This is a genomic window from Spirosoma endophyticum, from assembly GCF_900112365.1.
Lineage (GTDB): Bacteria > Bacteroidota > Bacteroidia > Cytophagales > Spirosomataceae > Spirosoma > Spirosoma endophyticum.
This window is the reverse complement of sequence record NZ_FOLQ01000004.1, coordinates 36,736-55,557: the sequence shown is the minus strand read 5'-3', so window position 1 is coordinate 55,557 and position 18,822 is coordinate 36,736. Positions and strand designations below refer to the sequence as shown.

The 18,822-nt window shown below is 50.5% G+C and carries 15 protein-coding genes and 2 pseudogenes; 12 read left to right on the top strand and 5 right to left on the bottom strand.

The features are described 5' to 3' along the window. Window positions 1-17 precede the first annotated feature (17 nt). The 11 genes and pseudogenes from BM202_RS12280 to BM202_RS12230 all read left to right on the top strand — a co-directional run bounded on the left by BM202_RS12280 (window position 18) and on the right by BM202_RS12230 (window position 13,439). The gene (locus BM202_RS12280; protein WP_093826404.1) at window positions 18-998 is read left to right on the top strand and encodes a transketolase family protein; all 981 of its coding nucleotides are present in this window, start codon (window positions 18-20) and stop codon (window positions 996-998) included. Window positions 999-1,108: 110 nt separating this feature from the next. Continuing rightward, entirely contained in the window at window positions 1,109-2,521 is a 1,413-nt protein-coding gene (locus tag BM202_RS12275) for a DUF1593 domain-containing protein (protein WP_093826402.1), read from the top strand. Window positions 2,522-2,609: 88 nt separating this feature from the next. Continuing rightward, window positions 2,610-3,563 (top strand): D-ribose ABC transporter substrate-binding protein, encoded by a 954-nt coding sequence (locus tag BM202_RS12270; protein ID WP_093826400.1) that lies wholly within the window; start codon window positions 2,610-2,612, stop codon window positions 3,561-3,563. A gap of 6 nt (window positions 3,564-3,569) precedes the next feature. After that, complete coding sequence (locus BM202_RS12265) at window positions 3,570-4,295, top strand: DUF2291 domain-containing protein (RefSeq protein ID WP_093826398.1); 726 nt, start codon at window positions 3,570-3,572, stop codon at window positions 4,293-4,295. Then, on the top strand, window positions 4,289-5,794 hold the full coding sequence (locus tag BM202_RS12260; protein ID WP_093826396.1) for a sugar ABC transporter ATP-binding protein: 1,506 nt from the start codon (window positions 4,289-4,291) through the stop codon (window positions 5,792-5,794). Before BM202_RS12265 ends, BM202_RS12260 begins: the two co-directional genes overlap by 7 nt. A gap of 112 nt (window positions 5,795-5,906) precedes the next feature. Then, the gene (locus BM202_RS12255; RefSeq protein ID WP_093826394.1) at window positions 5,907-6,887 is read left to right on the top strand and encodes an ABC transporter permease; all 981 of its coding nucleotides are present in this window, start codon (window positions 5,907-5,909) and stop codon (window positions 6,885-6,887) included. Window positions 6,888-7,049: 162 nt separating this feature from the next. Beyond that, window positions 7,050-8,552: an FGGY family carbohydrate kinase gene (locus BM202_RS12250; protein ID WP_093826392.1), complete on the top strand. Its 1,503-nt coding sequence runs from the start codon at window positions 7,050-7,052 to the stop codon at window positions 8,550-8,552. A 120-nt stretch (window positions 8,553-8,672) separates the two neighbouring features. After that, complete coding sequence (locus BM202_RS12245; RefSeq protein ID WP_093826391.1) at window positions 8,673-10,184, top strand: DUF1593 domain-containing protein; 1,512 nt, start codon at window positions 8,673-8,675, stop codon at window positions 10,182-10,184. Window positions 10,185-10,281: 97 nt separating this feature from the next. Next, window positions 10,282-10,890 (top strand): annotated as a pseudogene (gene ribB / locus BM202_RS12240) (3,4-dihydroxy-2-butanone-4-phosphate synthase); the annotation flags it as partial. A 120-nt stretch (window positions 10,891-11,010) separates the two neighbouring features. Beyond that, window positions 11,011-12,252, top strand: a complete 1,242-nt coding sequence (locus BM202_RS12235; protein WP_093826387.1) for a TlpA disulfide reductase family protein — start codon at window positions 11,011-11,013, stop codon at window positions 12,250-12,252. Between the two features lie 53 nt (window positions 12,253-12,305). Then, window positions 12,306-13,439 (top strand): formylglycine-generating enzyme family protein, encoded by a 1,134-nt coding sequence (locus BM202_RS12230; RefSeq protein ID WP_093826386.1) that lies wholly within the window; start codon window positions 12,306-12,308, stop codon window positions 13,437-13,439. 100 nt (window positions 13,440-13,539) lie between these two features. Here BM202_RS12230 and BM202_RS12225 read toward each other — a convergent pair whose 3' ends face one another. From BM202_RS12225 to BM202_RS39310, 4 genes and pseudogenes are all read right to left on the bottom strand, one after another. Then, window positions 13,540-14,343 (bottom strand): mycofactocin-coupled SDR family oxidoreductase, encoded by an 804-nt coding sequence (locus tag BM202_RS12225; RefSeq protein ID WP_093826384.1) that lies wholly within the window; start codon window positions 14,341-14,343, stop codon window positions 13,540-13,542. Next, entirely contained in the window at window positions 14,336-14,887 is a 552-nt protein-coding gene (locus BM202_RS12220; protein WP_093826382.1) for a carboxymuconolactone decarboxylase family protein, read from the bottom strand. Before BM202_RS12220 ends, BM202_RS12225 begins: the two co-directional genes overlap by 8 nt. Window positions 14,888-15,065: 178 nt before the next feature. After that, window positions 15,066-15,617, bottom strand: coding sequence for an RNA polymerase sigma factor (locus BM202_RS12215; protein WP_093826380.1), 552 nt, complete (start codon window positions 15,615-15,617; stop codon window positions 15,066-15,068). Window positions 15,618-16,053: 436 nt separating this feature from the next. Continuing rightward, window positions 16,054-16,263 (bottom strand): annotated as a pseudogene (locus BM202_RS39310) (hypothetical protein); the annotation flags it as partial. A 303-nt stretch (window positions 16,264-16,566) separates the two neighbouring features. On the opposite strand from BM202_RS39310, the gene BM202_RS12205 reads away from it, so the two are divergent. Beyond that, a complete protein-coding gene (locus BM202_RS12205; protein WP_093826378.1) occupies window positions 16,567-16,944 on the top strand; it encodes a YybH family protein in 378 nt (125 codons plus the stop codon). 82 nt (window positions 16,945-17,026) lie between these two features. Here the strand turns inward: BM202_RS12205 and ggt are convergent, their stop codons facing one another. Beyond that, window positions 17,027-18,721: a gamma-glutamyltransferase gene (gene ggt / locus BM202_RS12200; protein ID WP_093826376.1), complete on the bottom strand. Its 1,695-nt coding sequence runs from the start codon at window positions 18,719-18,721 to the stop codon at window positions 17,027-17,029. Between the last annotated feature and the right edge of the window lie 101 nt (window positions 18,722-18,822).

The window sequence follows — 18,822 nt, the reverse complement described above, 5'->3', positions numbered from 1 at the left end:
CTGAATCAATAAATCTTATGGGAGAAGTAATTACAGTAGTTGATAAAAAAGCCCAGCCTAATGTGGCCCAAGCGAATCTGGATATATTTTCCAGTACGTTGCAGGAGTTAGCCAGCACTGATCGTCAGATTCTGGCCGTCACCAGTGATTCGCGGGGGTCGGGGAAGCTGGTGCCTTTTGGCCAGAAATACCCGGCTCAGCTCATTGAAATCGGTATTGCGGAGCAAAATCTGGTGGGTGTGGCGGCTGGTCTGGCGTCGACGGGTAAGAAAGTATTTGCCGTATCGCCCGCCTGTTTCCTGACGGCGCGGTCGTTTGAACAGATCAAAACCGACGTAGCGTATTCTAACAATCCAGTGAAACTCATCGGCATCAGCGCGGGTGTCAGCTATGGGGCGTTAGGGTCTACGCACCACAGCCTGCACGATTTTGCCGCGCTACGGGCTGTTCATAACCTGATCGTGGTAGCGCCCGCCGATAATTTCGAGACGGAGCAGGCCATCCGATTAGCCGCCCAAGCGGAGCATCCGATTTATATCCGATTCGGCAAAAAGGCAATGCCGCTGTTGTCGGAGGAGAATCAGGAATTTGACTTTGGGAAAGGCCGGGTTATCTGCGAAGGCGACGATCTGGTGCTGATCGGGACCGGCGAAACGGTCTATCCCGCGCTTCAGGCCGCCCGCCAACTGGAAGCTACGCAAGGCATCCGTTCGACGGTGATTAGTATGCACACGATCAAGCCACTGGATTACGATCTGCTGGCGAACGTAGCGGCCAAAGGCTGCCCGATCCTGACGGTCGAAGAACACAGCGTATTTGGCGGTTTGGGCGAAGCCTGTGCCTCGTTCCTAATGATGAACGGCTTTCGTAATCGATTCAAAATCATGGGTATCCCCGACGAATACACTGTTACCGGATCACAGGTAGAGATTTTCAATCACTACGGCCTGTCGGAAGACGGTATCGCGAAAGAAGCGGTGACGTTGATAAATAGATGATGAATTACCCCTAAATCCCCTGAAGGGGACTTTAGTTGAGTATAGGGAAAGCCTCCTTAAGGGGGCTGGGGGTAAAACAGCTTGCCAATAAGACTATTCCTAAAAACTTAATGAAACCCTTCCATTCACATACTGTAATATTTCTATTAGCGCTGGCATCTCTCGTATGTCACGCTCAGCAATCGCCCCAAAAGCTGCGGGTGCTGGTGCTGACGGATATTGAGAATGAGCCGGATGACGCGCAGTCGATGGTACGTTTCCTGACGTATTCGAACCAATGGGACGTGGAGGGCCTGATTGCGACGACATCCATTCACCAACCGAATCGGGTAGCGCCTGACAAGATAAAACAGATCGTAACGGCGTACGGAAAAGTTAGAACGAACCTGTTGCTGCATGAGAAAGGTTATCCCGAAACGACGTATCTAACCAGCCTCATTAAGGCGAGTTATCCAAACTACGGCATGGAGGCCGTTGGAGCTGGTAAAGACTCCGAAGGCTCGGAGTGGATTATTTCGGTAGTCGATAAGAAAGACAATCGCCCGGTCTGGGTTCCGGTTTGGGGCGGGGCCAACTGTCTCGCGCAGGCACTCTGGAAAGTACGTCAGACCCGCACACCCGATGACGTCGAGAAATTCGTGGCCAAGCTTCGGGTCTATACCATTTCGGATCAGGACGATTCGGGGCCGTGGCTTCGCAAGACCTTCCCGAATCTGTTTTTTATTGCCAGTCCTGGTATGCATGCGGGTGGCGCGTATCATCATGCTACGTGGAGCGGTATCAGCGGGGATAATTTTCACGGGCGGTTTCGGGGGGGCGATTTCAGTATCGTCGATAATCCTTGGCTAGACGAACATATTCGCAAAAATCACGGTCCGCTGGGAGCCGAACATCCGTTCACGAAATTCCTGATGGAAGGTGACACGCCCACCTTTTTATTCCTGATCAACAACGGCTTAAGCGATCCCGAGCATCCTAATTACGGCAGCTGGGGTGGGCGTTACGAATTTTATACCCCCCGCACCCGCAAGTGGTTTTACGAACCCGAAACGCGCCCCTTCTGGTCGGATGCGGAAGATGAAGTGATGGGGGCCGATAGTGCCTGGCATACCAGCAACAAAGCCACGATCTGGCGTTGGCGCCGGGCGTATCAGAACGATTTTGCTGCCCGTATCGACTGGACGACGAAAGCGTACAAAGAAGCTAACCACCCGCCCGTTGCTGTGCTCAATCACCCGAATGAGTTGCGGGCGAAGAGTGGCGAAAAGGTCATGTTGAGCGCCGAGGGATCGACCGATCCCGATGGTAATCCGTTGACCTACGAGTGGATCTATTACCGTGAGCCGGGCACGTTTGACAGTAATCGACCGCTTGAGGTACAGGATAAACGGAAAAAGAATGCCTTTGTCGTAGCGCCGAAGGTTACGAAACCCGAAACATTTCACGTCATTCTGGCGGTGACGGATACCGGCAACCTGCCCCTTACTCGTTACCAGCGGGTTATCGTGACTGTGTTTCCGTGACCACGCCCCCAACCCCCTAAAGGGGGCTTTATTCACTATGGGATTAAGCCCCCTTTAGGGGGTTGGGGGTGTTTAAGCTTGATCAAATATGAAAAGTTACACTGTTGGATTGCTGTGTCTAGTTTTCCTGGCTGGCAGTTGCACGAACAAGTCTGATACGAGCCAGCCAAAAAAGGTGGCGGTGATTGTCTCGACGCTCAACAATCCGTGGTTTGTGGTGCTGGCCGAAACGGCTGCGGCTCAGGCAAAAGCGCTGGGGTACGAGACGAAAATCTTTGATTCCCAGAATAATACGGCGCTGGAAAACGACCATTTTGAGAACGCCATCGTCTCAGGTTTTAACGCCATTCTGCTTAATCCGACGGATTCGGATGGGTCGATTGTGAACGCGATGAAAGCCAAAGACGCCGGTATTCCGGTGTTCTGTATGGACCGGGAAGTCAACTCGCCACAGGCCGCTACATGCCAGATCCTGTCCGACAATTATTCGGGTTGCGTGGCCATCGGCAAATATTTTGTGCAAACACTACGTAGCAAAGCCAAAGATGCACCCATCAAGTACGTCGAAATTCTGGGGCTGGTGGGCGATAACAACACCTGGAACCGCTCGAAAGGCTTTCATAGCGTCGTTGATCGCTACCCGAATTTTAAAATGGTTGCCCAGCAAAGCGCTGATTTCGATCGGAATAAGGCGATGGAAGTCCTCGAATCCATCTTGCAGGCGCAACCCGACATCAACGCGGTTTTCTGCGGAAATGATGCAATGGCGATGGGTGCGTATCAGGCACTGGTGGCCGCCGGGAAAGCGAAAGACGTGGGCGTGTTTGGTTTCGACGGTGCCGACGACGTAATGAATTCCATCCGCGATGGCAAAATAAAAGCGACGGGTTTACAATCGCCCCAAACGATGGCCAAAACAGCCGCTCAATACGCCGACGAGTACTTCAAAGGAAAGCGGGACTTTGCGAAGAAGGTGCCCGTGGCCGTCGAACTGGTCGAGCAGGGGAATATCAAGGATTACGTCGCCATCAAAAAGCCTTGAGAAACCATGCCTAAAAACACCTTAAAATACGCTATTCTGCTCGTTCTGCTCGGCGTCGTTGCCTATAACTCGGTCTATTTCAAGAAGCTGGATGAGGTAAATGCTACGTCAGGTGCCAACGCGGGATCGAAATTCGATGCGGCCGCTTACGCCAATACGTTCTGGACAACGAAGCTGCTTCCGGCGGGAGCGAGTTCAGCAACGGAGTTGAGTACGCTCATTTCGTCGCTGAAAACCGACAGAGAGAAAGCGTTTGATACGTACTCGCATGCGCTGGGCATCGGCAACATTCGCTATTTTCTGGTAAAAGGAGAAGGCCAAATAACCGCCATCGGCGACAACGACGTAACAGTTGCACTGCCCGATGGTGAATCGGTAAATCTTGCCACCGAATACATTTTCGGGAATGCCGCACGTGATGCGTCAGGCTTGATCAAGATCACGGAATTTGACAACACGATGGACCTGAACAACGTATCGACCGAACTCAACACGATCATCCGAAACAAGGTAATACCGTTATTCAAAGCCAGCACGAAAACTGGAAGCACGGTCAAATTTGTCGGTGTCATCGAGTTGAATAAAGCGCATTTGCGCCTTGAGAATCTGGAAGTCATTCTAATTTCAGTAGAGCTTGGCGCGGGGAGCAAGGGGCAAGGAGAGAAGTCCCTAACAAGTAGAATTCAATCCAAGCACTACGCACCAGGCACCAGGCCCTACATCCTATGCTAGTAGCAGAAAACATCACGAAGCGATTTTCGGGCGTAACGGCGCTGGATACGGTTTGCCTGGAATTTCTGGCGGGCAACGTAACGGCGGTGATTGGGGAAAACGGCGCGGGAAAATCCACGCTGATGAAAATTCTGTCGGGTGTGTACGATGATTACGAAGGGCAGATTCGTTTCAAGGGTGAGCCGGTTCGTTTCAACTCCATCCGCGACGCGCAGGCCTGTGGCATTGCCATTATCCACCAGGAACTCAACCTGATTCCGTACCTGAGCATTACGGAAAACATTTTTCTGGGACGCGAAATCACCACGCGCTGGGGTACGCTCGACAAGAAAGCCATGCGGCAAACGAGCCAGAAATTACTGGATAAACTCAAGCTGGATATCTCGCCCGATACGTTGGTCGCGGAGCTGAAAGTTGGTCAGCAGCAGGTCGTTGAGATTGCGAAAGCTCTGCTCGTTGAGTCGGAAGTCATCATCATGGATGAGCCTACGTCGGCCATTAGCGAAAGCGAAGTGGCAGTTTTGTTCGACATCATCACCGATCTGCGACGCGAAAATAAGGCCATTGTGTACATCTCTCATAAGCTGGATGAACTGTTCACCATTGCCGACCGCTATGTTGTTTTGCGGGACGGAAAATCCATCGAATCGGGTAGTATGCAGGGCATCGACCACGATACATTAATTCGTAAGATGGTGGGCCGGGATATTACCAGCATCCGACGTCAGGCGAATGGTCGGGTGCATGATACGTTGCTTTCGGTCAAAAATCTGTGTCTCAAGCATCCCATTCGTGTGCAGGATAATCAGCTGAAAAATCTCTCGTTCACGGTGGGGCGGGGTGAAATTGTCGGCATTTTCGGGCTTATGGGCGCGGGTCGGACGGAATTATTGGAAACCTTGTTTGGCCTCCATCCAAAGCGATCCAGCGGGACAGTTAGCCTTGACGGACAGTACGTTCAGTTTAGAAGTCCTATTCATTCGATCACATCGGGCATGGCGCTTGTCCCGGAAGATCGCAAGAAAGACGGCCTGGTTCTGGGAATGGATGTCCAGACCAACATCAGCCTGACGGCATTGGAAAACATTGAACAAACGGGTTTTCTGAGTCAGAAAAAGGAGACAACGCTGGCAAAGAAATACATCGCTGATCTACGTATTAAAACGCCTTCGGAAAAGCAGACAGCCCGGAACCTGAGTGGCGGTAATCAGCAGAAAATTGTACTGTCGAAATGGCTTGCTACGAATCCGAAGCTGCTGATGCTCGATGAACCCACGCGCGGCATCGATGTCAACGCCAAGAATGAAATTTACAAACTCATTCTGCAATTGGCGGATGCAGGCATGGGCATCATTGTCGTCTCCTCCGAACTACCCGAAATTCTGGCCATTTCCGACCGGATTCTGGTCTTGTGCGAAGGCAATTTAACCGCTGAAATGGCTGTGCAGGATGCGTCGGAAGACTCAATTCTCAAAGCCGCTATTCCGAAAACTAGTTAGATATTACAACAGGTCAGAAAACCCCTAAATCCCCTGAAGGGGACTTGGCTCGTACTCAAACAAAGTCCCCTTCAGGGGATTTAGGGGTTTTCTGACCGTTTCTTACGTTTCTATGCAACTAACCTTAAATTCCTACCGGCCATTTATCACAAAGTTTCAGTCGCTCATTGCACTGTTTATTCTTTGTCTGGGCATAAGTCTCATGTCCGACAAATTTATGACCGTTGCCAATTTCTGGAACGTACTGCGGCAGATTTCGGTCAACGTGTGCATTTCAACGGGCATGACGCTTGTGGTGCTCACGGCCGGAATCGACCTGTCCGTTGGTTCGGTACTGGCACTTTCGGGAGCGATCACCGCCGGTTTGCTACGTAACGGGATTCAATTGCCCTCGTCGAATTTGTACATTGGCTTTACGTTGCTAGGCGCTACGTTGGCCGGATTGCTGACCGGCTCCGGGCTGGGCTGGTTCAACGGCTGGGCTATTACGCGTTTCAAACTACCGCCCTTTGTGGCAACACTCGCCATGCTGACCATCGCCCGCGGACTGACTATGCTCTGGACAGAAGGCTTTCCGATTACGGGTCTTGGCGATTCATTTACCTTTCTGGGAACGGGCTGGTTTTTAGGGATTCCACTACCCGTTTGGCTGTCGGGGATTATCGTCGCCATCGCCGTGCTGGTCACGAATAAAACCCGATTAGGGCGTTACATCTACGCCATTGGCGGCAGTGAGAGTGCGGCCCGACTGTCGGGCGTAAACATTAACAAAATTAAAATCGCAGTCTACACCATTGCCGGGGCATTGGCGGCCGTTGGCGGGTTGCTCGTTACGTCCCGGCTGGATTCGGCCCAACCCAATGCGGGCACGAGCTACGAACTCGACTCTATTGCGGCTGTAGTCATTGGCGGTACGTCGCTGTCGGGTGGCCGGGGTAGTATTTTAGGCACAGTGCAGGGGGCCATCATCATCGGCGTGTTGAACAACGGGCTGGTTCTTCTCAACGTATCGCCGTTCTGGCAGCAGGTCGTGAAAGGCTTCGTTATTCTGCTCGCCGTCATTATTGATAAATCGAATTCAAAAGCAGACTAAAAGTGACCCCACCCCCGGCCCCTCCCCTGAAAACAAGGGCAGGGGTGAACCTCTGAAAAATTAATAGTGTGCTTTTTGGCGAGCGGTAGAAATCAGCGAGAGTTAGCTCCCTCCCTTTATTTCAAGGAGAGGGGCTGGGGTAAACATTTCAGACAAAACCATATGACCAATTCCTACATCCTAGCCATCGACCAGGGCACCAGCAGCACGAAAACGCTCTTGTTTGACGGAGCCGGACAAGTGGCAGCCCGTGCGTCGGAGCCGCTGAAAACCAACTACTTCGGGGATGGTTACGTCGAGCAGGACCCCGAAGAAATCTTTCGGAATGTACTGACGTCCGTTGGAAAATGCATCGGTACGTTTGCGGCTCAGGGTGGCGATTTGCGGGAGGTGTCGGCTTGTGGCATTTCCAATCAGCGCGAAACATTTGTTGTCTGGGACGAAACTGGCGTACCGCTGCATAACGCAATCGTCTGGCAGTGCAAACGATCCATCGGGGTTTGCGAGCGACTGAAAGCGGAGGGGCTGGCGGAGACGATTCAGTCGAAAACCGGCCTGTTTATCGACCCGTATTTTTCGGGCAGCAAGCTGATCTGGCTCTATGAAAACAACGCCAGCGTAAAGCAGGCTATCGATGCCGGAAAAGCCTATTTCGGCACGATTGATACGTGGCTGCTCTATAAATTAACGAATGGGCAACGCTATCTGACCGATTATACGAACGCATCCCGAACGCTATTTTTTAATCTCAATACGTTGAGCTGGGATCAGGAGTTGCTCGCTACGTTCGGGTTATCAAATCTGAATTTGCCGGAGCCAAAACCGTCGTCGGCGTTGTTCGGCGAGTCTAATTTTAACGGATTATTCGACCATGTTCTGCCCATTGCGAGCTTGATTGGCGATTCGCAGGCGGCTGCGTTTGGTGAGGGTTGCTTTACGCCTGGCACCGCCAAAGCGACTTTGGGCACCGGTTGTTCCATCATCATGAACATTGGCGAAAAGCCCACTACGTCGCAGCATGGGATGATCACTACGATTTGCTGGAGTACTGAGGAGCGACCGGGCCGACGTTCGGTGGATTATGCGCTGGAAGGGGTTATCGTTACGTGTGGGGCCACCATCGAGTGGCTGAAAAATAACCTGGGACTGTTTGCTGAGAGCCGCGAAACCGAAGCGATGGCGACGGCTGTCCCCGACAATGGTGGCGTGTATGTTGTGCCTGCGTTCAGTGGCCTGGGCGCTCCTCACTGGGAAATGTCCCGCAAGGCGTCTATTTCCGGCCTTACGTTCGGATCGAACCGAAACCACATCGTTCGGGCGGCTTTGGAATCCATTCCGTATCAGATTAAGGACGTGATTCTGGCGATGGAACAGGACACGGGCATTCCGCTGGAAGAACTCATGGTAAACGGTGGCCTCACCTCGAATGGCTTCGTCCTGCAATTTCTGGCTGATTTACTGGGTAAAGCGGTCATCAATCGGGACATGCCAGACGTATCGGCACTGGGAGCGGCTTATCTGGCTGGATTAAAAACCGGGATGTATAAAGATCTGGCTCATTTACAGCAATTAAACGACTGTAAATCTGCCATCAATCCGACTACTGATAGTTCGGCTGTAAACGAGGCATATGCCGGTTGGCAGTCGGCTATCCAGGCGAGTTGAAATGGTAAGACCACCTTTGACAAAGTTCAAAACCGCACGGGCGGCCCAGCTTGTTAAAGGTAGGACCACCGGTTCATTGCCGATTATTCATTTACCTACCTAACCTATTTTCTTTTCAAAATGAAAGCGGTCACCTTATTCTTTGCCTTGCAAATGGTGTTTATTATGCCACTTTTTGCCCAACCGAAAGACGCGATTTCCGGCAAAGCCCGCACGATTGTGACGACGGATGGTGAAGTGGACGACGTCGATACGTTCATCCGGTTGTTGCTGTATGCCAATGAGTTTGATATTGTGGGACTGGTCTACAGCAGTTCGCAGTGGCATTACAAAGGCGATGGGAAAGGCACGAAGATGACGTCGGAGATGGCCAGCACGGCCAAGCGCTATGGCGAACGTACTGAATTGCGCTGGCCAGGCACGACCTGGATGGAGACCTACATCGACAAGTATGCGAAGGTCTACCCGAATCTGATAAAACACGCCAGTGGTTTCCCCTCGCCAGCGCATTTGAAAAGTCTCGTTCGGGTTGGAAATATCGACTTTGAAGGCGAAATGAACCGGGACACTGAAGGCTCAGATTTCATCAAAAAGATTCTGCTCGATGCGAACCCGAGTCCGGTCTATCTGCAGATCTGGGGCGGCACCAACACGGTAGCCCGCGCTCTGAAATCCATTCAGGATCAGTATAAAGGAAAACCGGAATGGGCGGCTATTGAGAAAAAAGTGTCCGATAAGGCGATCATCTACGCCGTTCTCGATCAGGATGCTACGTATCAAAAGTACGTCGCTCCCAACTGGCCAAAGATCAAAGTACTCTATAATTCGGACCAGTTCTGGAGTTTCGCTTACCTGTGGCCGCGTGTCGTACCCACCGAACTTCAGCCGTATTTGAGCGGTAAATGGTTTGCCGAAAACATAAAGTTCGGGCACGGACCATTGCTGGAAGCCTATTATTTGTGGGGTGATGGAGCAAAACTCCCCGGTGATCCTGAGCATACGCACGGGGATATGCAGGAAGCCAAAAAATACGATCGTAGCCAGTATGACTTCATCTCGGAGGGCGATTCGCCCGCGTTTTTCTACCTGATTGACGTCGGATTACGCAGCAGGGAAGACGTGTCGTATGGAGGCTGGGGTGGTCGCATGATTCAATCGGCAGCAAATCCGTATCGCTGGGAAGACGGGAAGACCGTCACCGACTATGACCCTTACACGAAAAAGCAGGATGCCGCTTACCCGCAAACCCGCTGGATTCCGGCTCTGCAAAACGACTTCGCCGTTCGCGCCGACTGGTGTGTCAAAAGCTACAAAGAAGCCAATCACCCGCCGGTTGTGAAATTAGCTCATTCGGCCAATATTCAGATTAAACCCGGCCAGCAGGTGACGCTCAGCGGTTTGGCCAGTGACCCCGATGGCGACGCGCTAACGTATCGGTGGTGGCAGTACGAAGAGGTCGGTACGTATGCCGGAAAGGTAGCTATTCAGCATGCAGACAAGCCGAAAGCTTCGTTTACAGTCCCCAACGATGCATCGGCGGGTAAAACCATTCACGTCATCTTAGAGGTAACCGATGCGAAAACGCCCTCTTTAACCCGCTACCAACGGGTTATCGCCAGGGTTGTAGACTGAGGATATGAGCCTATCTTTGCCTTCCCTTTCTCTAAAGCCGGATGATACGTAGTTGTATCGAGCGTTTTAGGAACGAAAAAAGGTACAGATTTGCAAAATGGAAGACCGCTTGTTAGATAGTATTGAAGAGGCAATTGCAGACATCAAAAAGGGTAAGCTCGTTATCGTCGTTGATGATGAAGACCGGGAAAATGAGGGCGATATGATCGGTGCATCGGAGTGCATCACGCCGGAACTGGTCAATTTTATGGCGAAAGAAGGGCGGGGCCTTATCTGCGTTGCTCTTACCGAAGAACGTTGCCAGGAATTGGATTTGCCCCTCATGGTGACGGAAAATACCGCAACACATAGAACGGCCTTCACCGTTTCGGTTGATTTAAAAGGCTTTGGCTGTGGAACGGGCATTTCGGTTCACGATCGGGCGAAAACGATTCAGGCGCTCGTTGATCCGCAAATCAAGCCCGACGATTTTGGCCGACCCGGCCATATTTTTCCCCTGATTGCGCAAACGGGTGGCGTTCTGAGTCGTACGGGTCATACCGAAGCAGCGATGGATTTAGCTGTGTTGGCAGGCTTCAAACCGTCGGGTGTGCTGGTTGAAGTTCTGAGCGCCGACGGCACCATGGCCCGACTCCCTGAACTTCGGCAACTGGCAGATCGGTTTGGGATGAAACTCGTTAGTATCGAAGAACTTATCCGCTATCGGAAAGAGGTGCTGGTTTGAACCCAGCGCGTCTTGTTGCCGTTGTCGATTTATGTGACACCGATCCCTTATGATACGGCGCGTAGCATCCGTAAATACCGTCTCATTCAAACCGATACAACCATGATTCTGAAACGTACCGCTCTAGCTGCAGCAGCAGGTCTGTTGCTAACCAGTTCAATTAGTCTGGCCCAAACCAAACCACAGGATGGTTTCTGGCGCGGCACATTCACGTTGTCCAGCAATCAGGAGTCACCGTTTAATTTTGAACTGAAAGGCACAAATGCCTGGTTACTAAATGGTTCGGAACGTTTTGAGTTGAAAGGTGTCAGCCAGAAGGGTGATTCGCTTTTCATCCCCGTTGAGATTTATGATGCGGTGCTGGCCGCTAAACTTGAGACCGATAAAACGATTTCGGGCGTTTTCAAACGGCCTTCCGTTGCACCAATTCCGTTCAAAGCAGAGTTCGGAAAGCGGTATCGATTTGTAGAGAAACCGGCTGCCGCTACGGTGAGTCTTCATGGCAAATGGGACGTAACGATGGGCAGCGGGACGAAGACCGTGGGCGTGTTCAATCAATCGGGGAACAAAGTGACCGGTACGTTTTTGAGCACTACGGGCGACTATCGCTTTTTTGAAGGTACGGTGCAGGGCGATGAGTTCTCTTTATCAGCCTTTAGCGGCTCCAGTCCACAACTGCTCAAAGGTAAAATCAGGGATAATGAATTTACGGCTGAGCTGACCAATCCAAGAGCATCGCAGACTATTAAAGGTACTCGTAATGCTGAAGCTGCTTTGCCCGATGCCTATACGTTGACAAAAGTTAAGGCCGGTACCCCGTTTGCGTTTACTTTCCCCAACGCGTTTACTGGAAAACCCGTATCCCTCAGTGATCCGAAGTTCAAGGGTAAAGTGGTTGTGGTAACGATTCTGGGTAGCTGGTGCCCAAACTGCCTGGACGAAGCTTCGTTTCTGGTTCCCTGGTATCAGGCTAACAAACAGCGCGGTGTTGAAATAATCGGGCTGGCGTTCGAACGAAAGAATGATCCGGCCTATGCCAAAACTCGCCTGGAAGTCTTTAAAAAGCGCTTTGGCGTCGAATATGACGTATTATTCGCCGGAACGGCTGATGTAAAGTATGCATCCTCGGTGTTGCCTGCACTGGAGAACGTGATGGCCTTCCCGACTACTATTTTCGTAAATCGTCAGGGCGAAATTGCGAAGGTTCACACCGGTTATAGCGGTCCAGCTACGGGCCAATATTATGCAGAGTTTGTGAAGGAATTCAATGCCGACATTAATGAACTGCTTACCGAAACACCCGGCAAAGCATTGGGGGTACAGCCTGGTAAGACGGATAAGTAAACAAACAATCAGCCAGACTTATTCCTGTTGATGTTTTGGTGAGTTACTACGTAATGATTGATAATCAGGTATTTTTTTTTAGTACAGGTCGGTTGAAACTGCCGCTACGTTGCTACGTAGCAGCCTTGATAAGTAGTGTTGTCTTTGCTTTTTCAGGCTGTAATTCATCAAGTAAGACCGATCAGGCGGCTGTTACTGAGACCGACAGCGGGGCTAATTGTGTAGCAAAAGGCATTCCATCCCGTTCGGCGGCTGTTCGTCAGGCGGCTTCGGTAACTGGGTCAGGTGAAACCAGCACCGACAGCATGGCCTGGATTCCCGGCGGTACGTTCCAGATGGGCGCCGACGAGTTTCCTGATGCCCGCCCCGTGCATAATGTAACGGTCAATGGGTTCTGGATGGACAGGCATGAAGTAACCAACGCTGAATTTGCTCGTTTTGTCGCAGCTACTCACTACGTGACAGTGGCCGAACGTCCCTTAAATCCAAGTGATTATCCCGGCGTTCCGGCTGATAAACTCGTGCCGGGTTCGGCCGTGTTTACGCCACCTGCTGAGAAGGTTTCCTTATCTGATCCGCTACGTTGGTGGCAGTACGTTCCTGGAGCCAACTGGAAGCAGCCCGAAGGGCCGAAGAGTTCGCTCAAGGGACGGGAGAACTTGCCGGTTGTTCATGTCTGTCAGGAAGATGCGGCCGCTTATGCCAAATGGGCTGGGAAACGCCTGCCGACTGAAGCCGAATGGGAGTTTGCTGCGCAGGGCGGTAAAGGCGCGCGAACCTATTACTGGGGCAATGAATTAAAGCCGGGTGGTAAGTGGATCGCTAATATTTATCAGGGTGATTTCCCCAACAAAAACACGTCGGAAGATGGCTTTGCCGGGGTAGCGCCAGTCCAATCGTTTCCCGCCAATTCATATGGTTTGTTTGATATGGACGGGAACGTATGGGAATGGTGTCAGGATCTGTATCGGCCTGATTACTACCAAAGTAGCCCAGTTTCTAATCCAAAAGGACCGAAAGACAGTTATGACCCTGAAGAGCCGGGTGCCGTGAAATATGTACAGCGGGGCGGTTCGTTTTTATGCAGTGACCAATACTGCATCCGCTACAAAGCTGGGAGTAGGGGCAAAGGCGAAGTGAGCAGCGGCAGCAGTAATCTGGGCTTTCGGTGCGTTCGGGAGAAATAAGTTGTAGCTACAGCGGTGCCACGGTGCCACCGCACAGTCCGCCGTTGCGCGGGACCGCCCGTGCGGTGGCACCGTCTTTTTTGAAAGAATTGATCTGAATTTACCGCGTCAGCAAGCCTGCATCGAGAACAAATTGTGCGCCAGTAACGTAGCGAGCTTTGTCTGAGGCCAGATACAGCACCATTCCTGAAACATCTTCCGGTTCGACCCACGGTACCGGGAGCAGATTCCCTGCCGACCGTTCGGCAATTTCCTGGGTCGTTGTGCCTTCCAATTCGGCTAGTCCGTCGTTCATGGGCGTATTGACGCCCGTTGGGTGAATGGAGTTGACGCGAATGGTATACGGAGCCAGCTCAATGGCCCACGATTTTGTCAGGCCAACCAATCCCCATTTCGAAGCCGCGTAATGACTCAGCCGATTCATGCCCCGAAGTCCGGCGATGGAAGAATTGTTAATGATAACGCCCGATTTCTGCCTCATCATTACCGGAATTATGCGTCGGGCAACGAGCCACGCACCCTTGAGATTGATATCGATCATAGCGTCCCATTCTTCCTCAGGCAATTCGTGAACCAGTCCGTAGGCGCAGATTCCCGCATTGTTGAACAGAATATCAATACGTCCAAACGTAGCAAGGGCTGCATCGACTGCCTGACTTATATTGTCATCGCGCCGAACATCGCCAGTCGCCGTCAGGCACCGACTACCGAGAGCTTCGATCTCGCGTTTTAGGGAATCCAGTTCACTTTCAGAACCCAAAGCATAACCAGGATAGGCCAACGGTTTTGCCAGATCAAAAGCTACTATAGAAGCTCCTTCCTGTGCCAGCGCCAAGGCAACAGCTCGCCCCTGACCGTGGGCGGCTCCCGTAATAAAGGCTACTTTATCCTGAAAATCAGCCATTATGGTTTTCTTGTGTTAAGGGAAGGTACGGAAAGAGATACTCGTCAATGGTTACGTTCAGTACGTTATTGAACACATTGGTCGCAATCATCTGCCCGGCAAAAGCCACCAGTACAACGATCTGTTCATCTGCATAGCGTTCGCTAATGGGCAGGTAAAGTTCATCTGGAATCTCGCCCTTATTCTGGGCAATGGCACTGCCAAAATCAATAACAGCCTGTTCGTGGCTGGTCAAGACTAGATCTTCGGGACGTTCTCCATTATCAATAATAATCCGCCGAAAGAACGTAGTACAAAGCGGGCAGTTTGCGCTTTCCGAAATGGCATGAGCGTATAAATAGGCCAGCCGGTTTCCAACAATTTTCTTGACCTCTTCATACAACGGATACCACTGCATATACACCTGAAACGACAGGAGCGATCGCCCCAGCGTAGCTTTCATATTGGTGATGCGGCTACCGGGATAGTCGGCCACATGAGCGTCAAAGGCAGCCTGTATATCGGCTGTAGCTTTATGGGAGGGCAGGGGCGTAATTCGGGGCATGGTTAATTCAATTAAGACTATTGGAATAGATCTTGTCCCGATAGAGAGGGAAACTGATCTGCATGAAAAAAGCCCACTAACTGGATAGATGGGCTATGAAATCAGTATGATTTATAGATTAAGATATCAGTAGACGATAGAACGGAAATAGGATTGTTAGATAAAATAAAAAATAGATTTAATTCATATATTCGGCTTTACACAATTGTTGTAATTTCTCCCGACTTCGTTTCAGCCGCATCTTGACCGCACTGGTTTTGAGCTTATAAATGTTGGCTATTTCGTCGATACTCATTCCCTGCTCGTATTTCAACCGTAGCAGCGTCTGCTCCTTCAATGAGAGTTCAGCCAAGGCCCGTTGAAATATTTGAAGGGTTTCCTCCTGCAAATTGGCCTCTCTGGAATCTGACAAACTACGCTCATGATTTTCATCCAGGGGCATCGTGTTAATTCGTTTTGCCAGCCGTAGTTGATCGGAACAATAATTGTGGGCAATGGTATTAAGCCAGGTCGAAAAATTGGATCGCTCCTGGAAAGCGTCTAATTTATCAAACGCTTTCATAAAGATATCGTGGGTAAAGTCCTGCGCTTTTTCGGAGTCTTTGGTCATATAGAGACACCGTTGATAGACTTTATTAACGTAGCGATTATAGAGCGTCTCGAAACATTGATTCGGCTGGTTAGGCAGAAGGTTTCGTATGGTCTCTTCGTCACTCAATGCGAGATTCATGCAGGTTTATAGTTATAGGTTAAGCACACTAACTACATATAGGTATACATATATTCTATAAATCTAGGTATTGATGAGGATAATCTTCTGGGAATGATTGTAAATACATCAAAAATATACTGAACGGTACAACCAATTCGTTATCTTGCTATTGATATTTGTTTTTCGTTCATTACTAGTTTAAATGATTGCCTATATGGTAATATATTCCCGGTAGAAATGCCTTCTATATTACTCATAAAAAACGACCAGCCAATCCAATCTAACCGCCTATTCGTATGTACGTTCTGTAAGCGACTCCGACGCAAGGTGGGTCACTTGTTGGATAAGGCTATTCAGCCGGTCGTTTATAACAACCGGCTGAATTTTTGCTTTCAATGCTTCTGAGTGTGTTCGATTGACCGATTCCCGAAACAAAACAGGGCTGTCTATTAGACCGGTAATACAATTGAAAATTTTTGTAACCCGAGTGATGATAATAGACCAAAATCGTCATGATTTGGATACTACTTAACTCCGGCGGGCGAGTTGGTTGGCAAGTCAGAGCTAAAATTCGACTGGACAACCATTGATCGAACAGAGTAACAAAATCATCAATAGTGATGAAGACGTCAATTAGCTGCGTCGGTGGTCCAATTTTCTTCAGAAATTTGCAATCGCAAAGGAGTACAGGGTTTGAGGTTTGATCGTGGCTGGGATACCAAAAATTAGCTATAACGCCCCTATTACGTAAAATCAATCCCGTGTTCATATTAAACAACAAAATATGGCTTATACCACCCTGCTGAGTAAACAGATTGTTGGTCATGAATGGATAATGTTCAGAAAGCTGAATTAACAGGCATAGACATATATACCGTTTACTAAAATGGCTGATTGAAACGGCAAACGACGTAGTAGTTGCTTAGTGAAAAACACCTTTCCCCGTCACAATCAAATCCTTATACGTATGCATGACGTAATCCTTGCCGCCAATCAAACATTTATGGACACCTTCTCCAAGGGAGCCGAGACAATGGGTGACCTATATACAACTGACGCCATAATCTATCCACCCGGTGGTGACGCTATCTCCGGCGTTACCGCTATCGGAGCCTTCTGGAAAGGAGCCTACGGAATGGGTATCACAAAGGCCAATCTGGAAACGGCTGAAGCTGAACCAGCGGGCGATCAAATCATAGAAACGGGTAATTACACGCTTTATGGTGGGGAGGCTGTGCTGGACAAGGGCAAATACATGGTTGTCTGGAAACAGGAAAAGGGCAGTTGGAAACTGCACCGCGACATCTGGAATACCAGTATGCCGGCCAGCACACCAGCCGAATAAAAAAGCGGTCTTTAACGTATCATTGAACAGATCTGAAGCTTTGACAAAGTAAAAACTTTGTCAAAGCTCAACCGATAGCCTGCTAATAACCAGCTGCCTGGCCGTCTTTTCGAGACTCGGTAGCACCGTGGTAGACTTTGTTTTTGGTATCGTACATAATCGCCTGGTACCCACCGTACCCGCCGAGTCCATACCCTATTTTATGCCCTTTACGCATCAGATCGCGGATGGTTTCGTAGGGATAGCCCGATTCCAGCGTGATCTGGCCAACATCGACCATTTTTTCGCCCGTTGGTTCCGATGACCCCTGGTGGTCGATTCGGGGTGCGTCGCCCGCTTCCTGCGGATTCATGCCGTAGTCGATCATATTCATGATAATCTGAACGTGACCGAGCGGTTGAAAACTTCCGCCCATTACGCCAAAACTCATAAATGGTTGTCCATCCTTTGTCACAAAAGCCGGAATAATGGTCTGAAAAGGGCGTTTGTGTGGAGCAAACGTATTGTTTTGTCCATCGATGAGACTATACAATTCACCCCGGTCCTGAAACATAAACCCTAGCCCATCAGCCACCATGCCGGAGCCGAATCCCCGATAATTACTTTGGATCAGCGACACCATGTTTCCTTCTTCGTCGGCCACCGTCAGGTAAATGGTATCGCCCTGTCGGAGGGCAGGGTTACCGGCGTCTACCCGGCTGGCGGCCCGGTTGGGATCAATAAGTTTGATACGTTCGGCCGCATATTCTTTGCTAATCAGTTCTTTAACCGGGATTTTAGCGAAAGCCGGATCGGCGTAATATTTGGCGCGATCTTCAAACGCCAGTTTCTTCGCTTCCACAAACCGGTGAATATGCTCAGGACTGCCCCAGGGAATCTTCGAAAAATCGTAGGGTTCCAGCAGATTCAGCATTTGCAACGTAGCAATGCCCTGGCTATTGGGGGGTAACTCCCACACGTCGTAGCCCCGGTAGTTGGTCGAAACAGGTTCAACCCATTCGGAGGTATGGTCCGCTAAGTCTTTGGCCGTGAGGTAGCCACCTACTTTTTTCATGAAAGCATCAATCGTCTGGGCAATCTCACCTTTGTAAAACGCATCCCGACCGCCCTTGGCAATTTTCTCCAACGTATTGGCTAACGCTGGATTTTTGAAGATTTCACCCCGTTTGGGCGCGGCTCCGTTCGGGGCATAGGTTTCCTTTACGTTCGGATATTTACTGAATCGGCCGATCATGGTCGCCCAGGAAATGGAGGCTTCGTCATGAACGGGGTACCCTTCGCGAGCGTAGCGAATGGCATGCGACAGTATTTTGGGCATGGGTGTCTTGCCGAAACGCTTGTGCAACTCAAACCAGCCATCGACACAACCCGGCGTCGAAACCGGCAACGGACCATCCGATGGAATATGTGTCAGGCCCCGTTTCTGAAGTTCGGCCAGCGTCAGGGAGTAGGGTGAACGTCCTGACGCATTCAAGCCATACAGTTTTCTGGTTTTTGCGTCCCAGACAATGGCGAACAAATCCCCACCGATGCCATTAACGTGTGGTTCGACAAGCCCTTCCATCGCATTTGCCGCAATAGCGGCATCAATAGCGTTACCACCCGACCGCAATACGTCAATAGCGGCCTGGGTTGATAACGGGTGCGAGGTGCAGGCCATCCCATGTTGCGCCATCACGACGGAACGGGTGGCAAAGGCTTTGCCCATGAGCCGGTCTTGGGCAAACGCAGGGGAGAGGCTGAATAAAAAACAGGCGAAGAGGACAACTTTTTTCATGAGCTGATAGGAGTGGTTTCCTGAAAGAGTAGCGATACGGCATGAAACCACGGCACAAGATAGGTAAATGACCAATACACATCGACCCTATGGCGTCAATC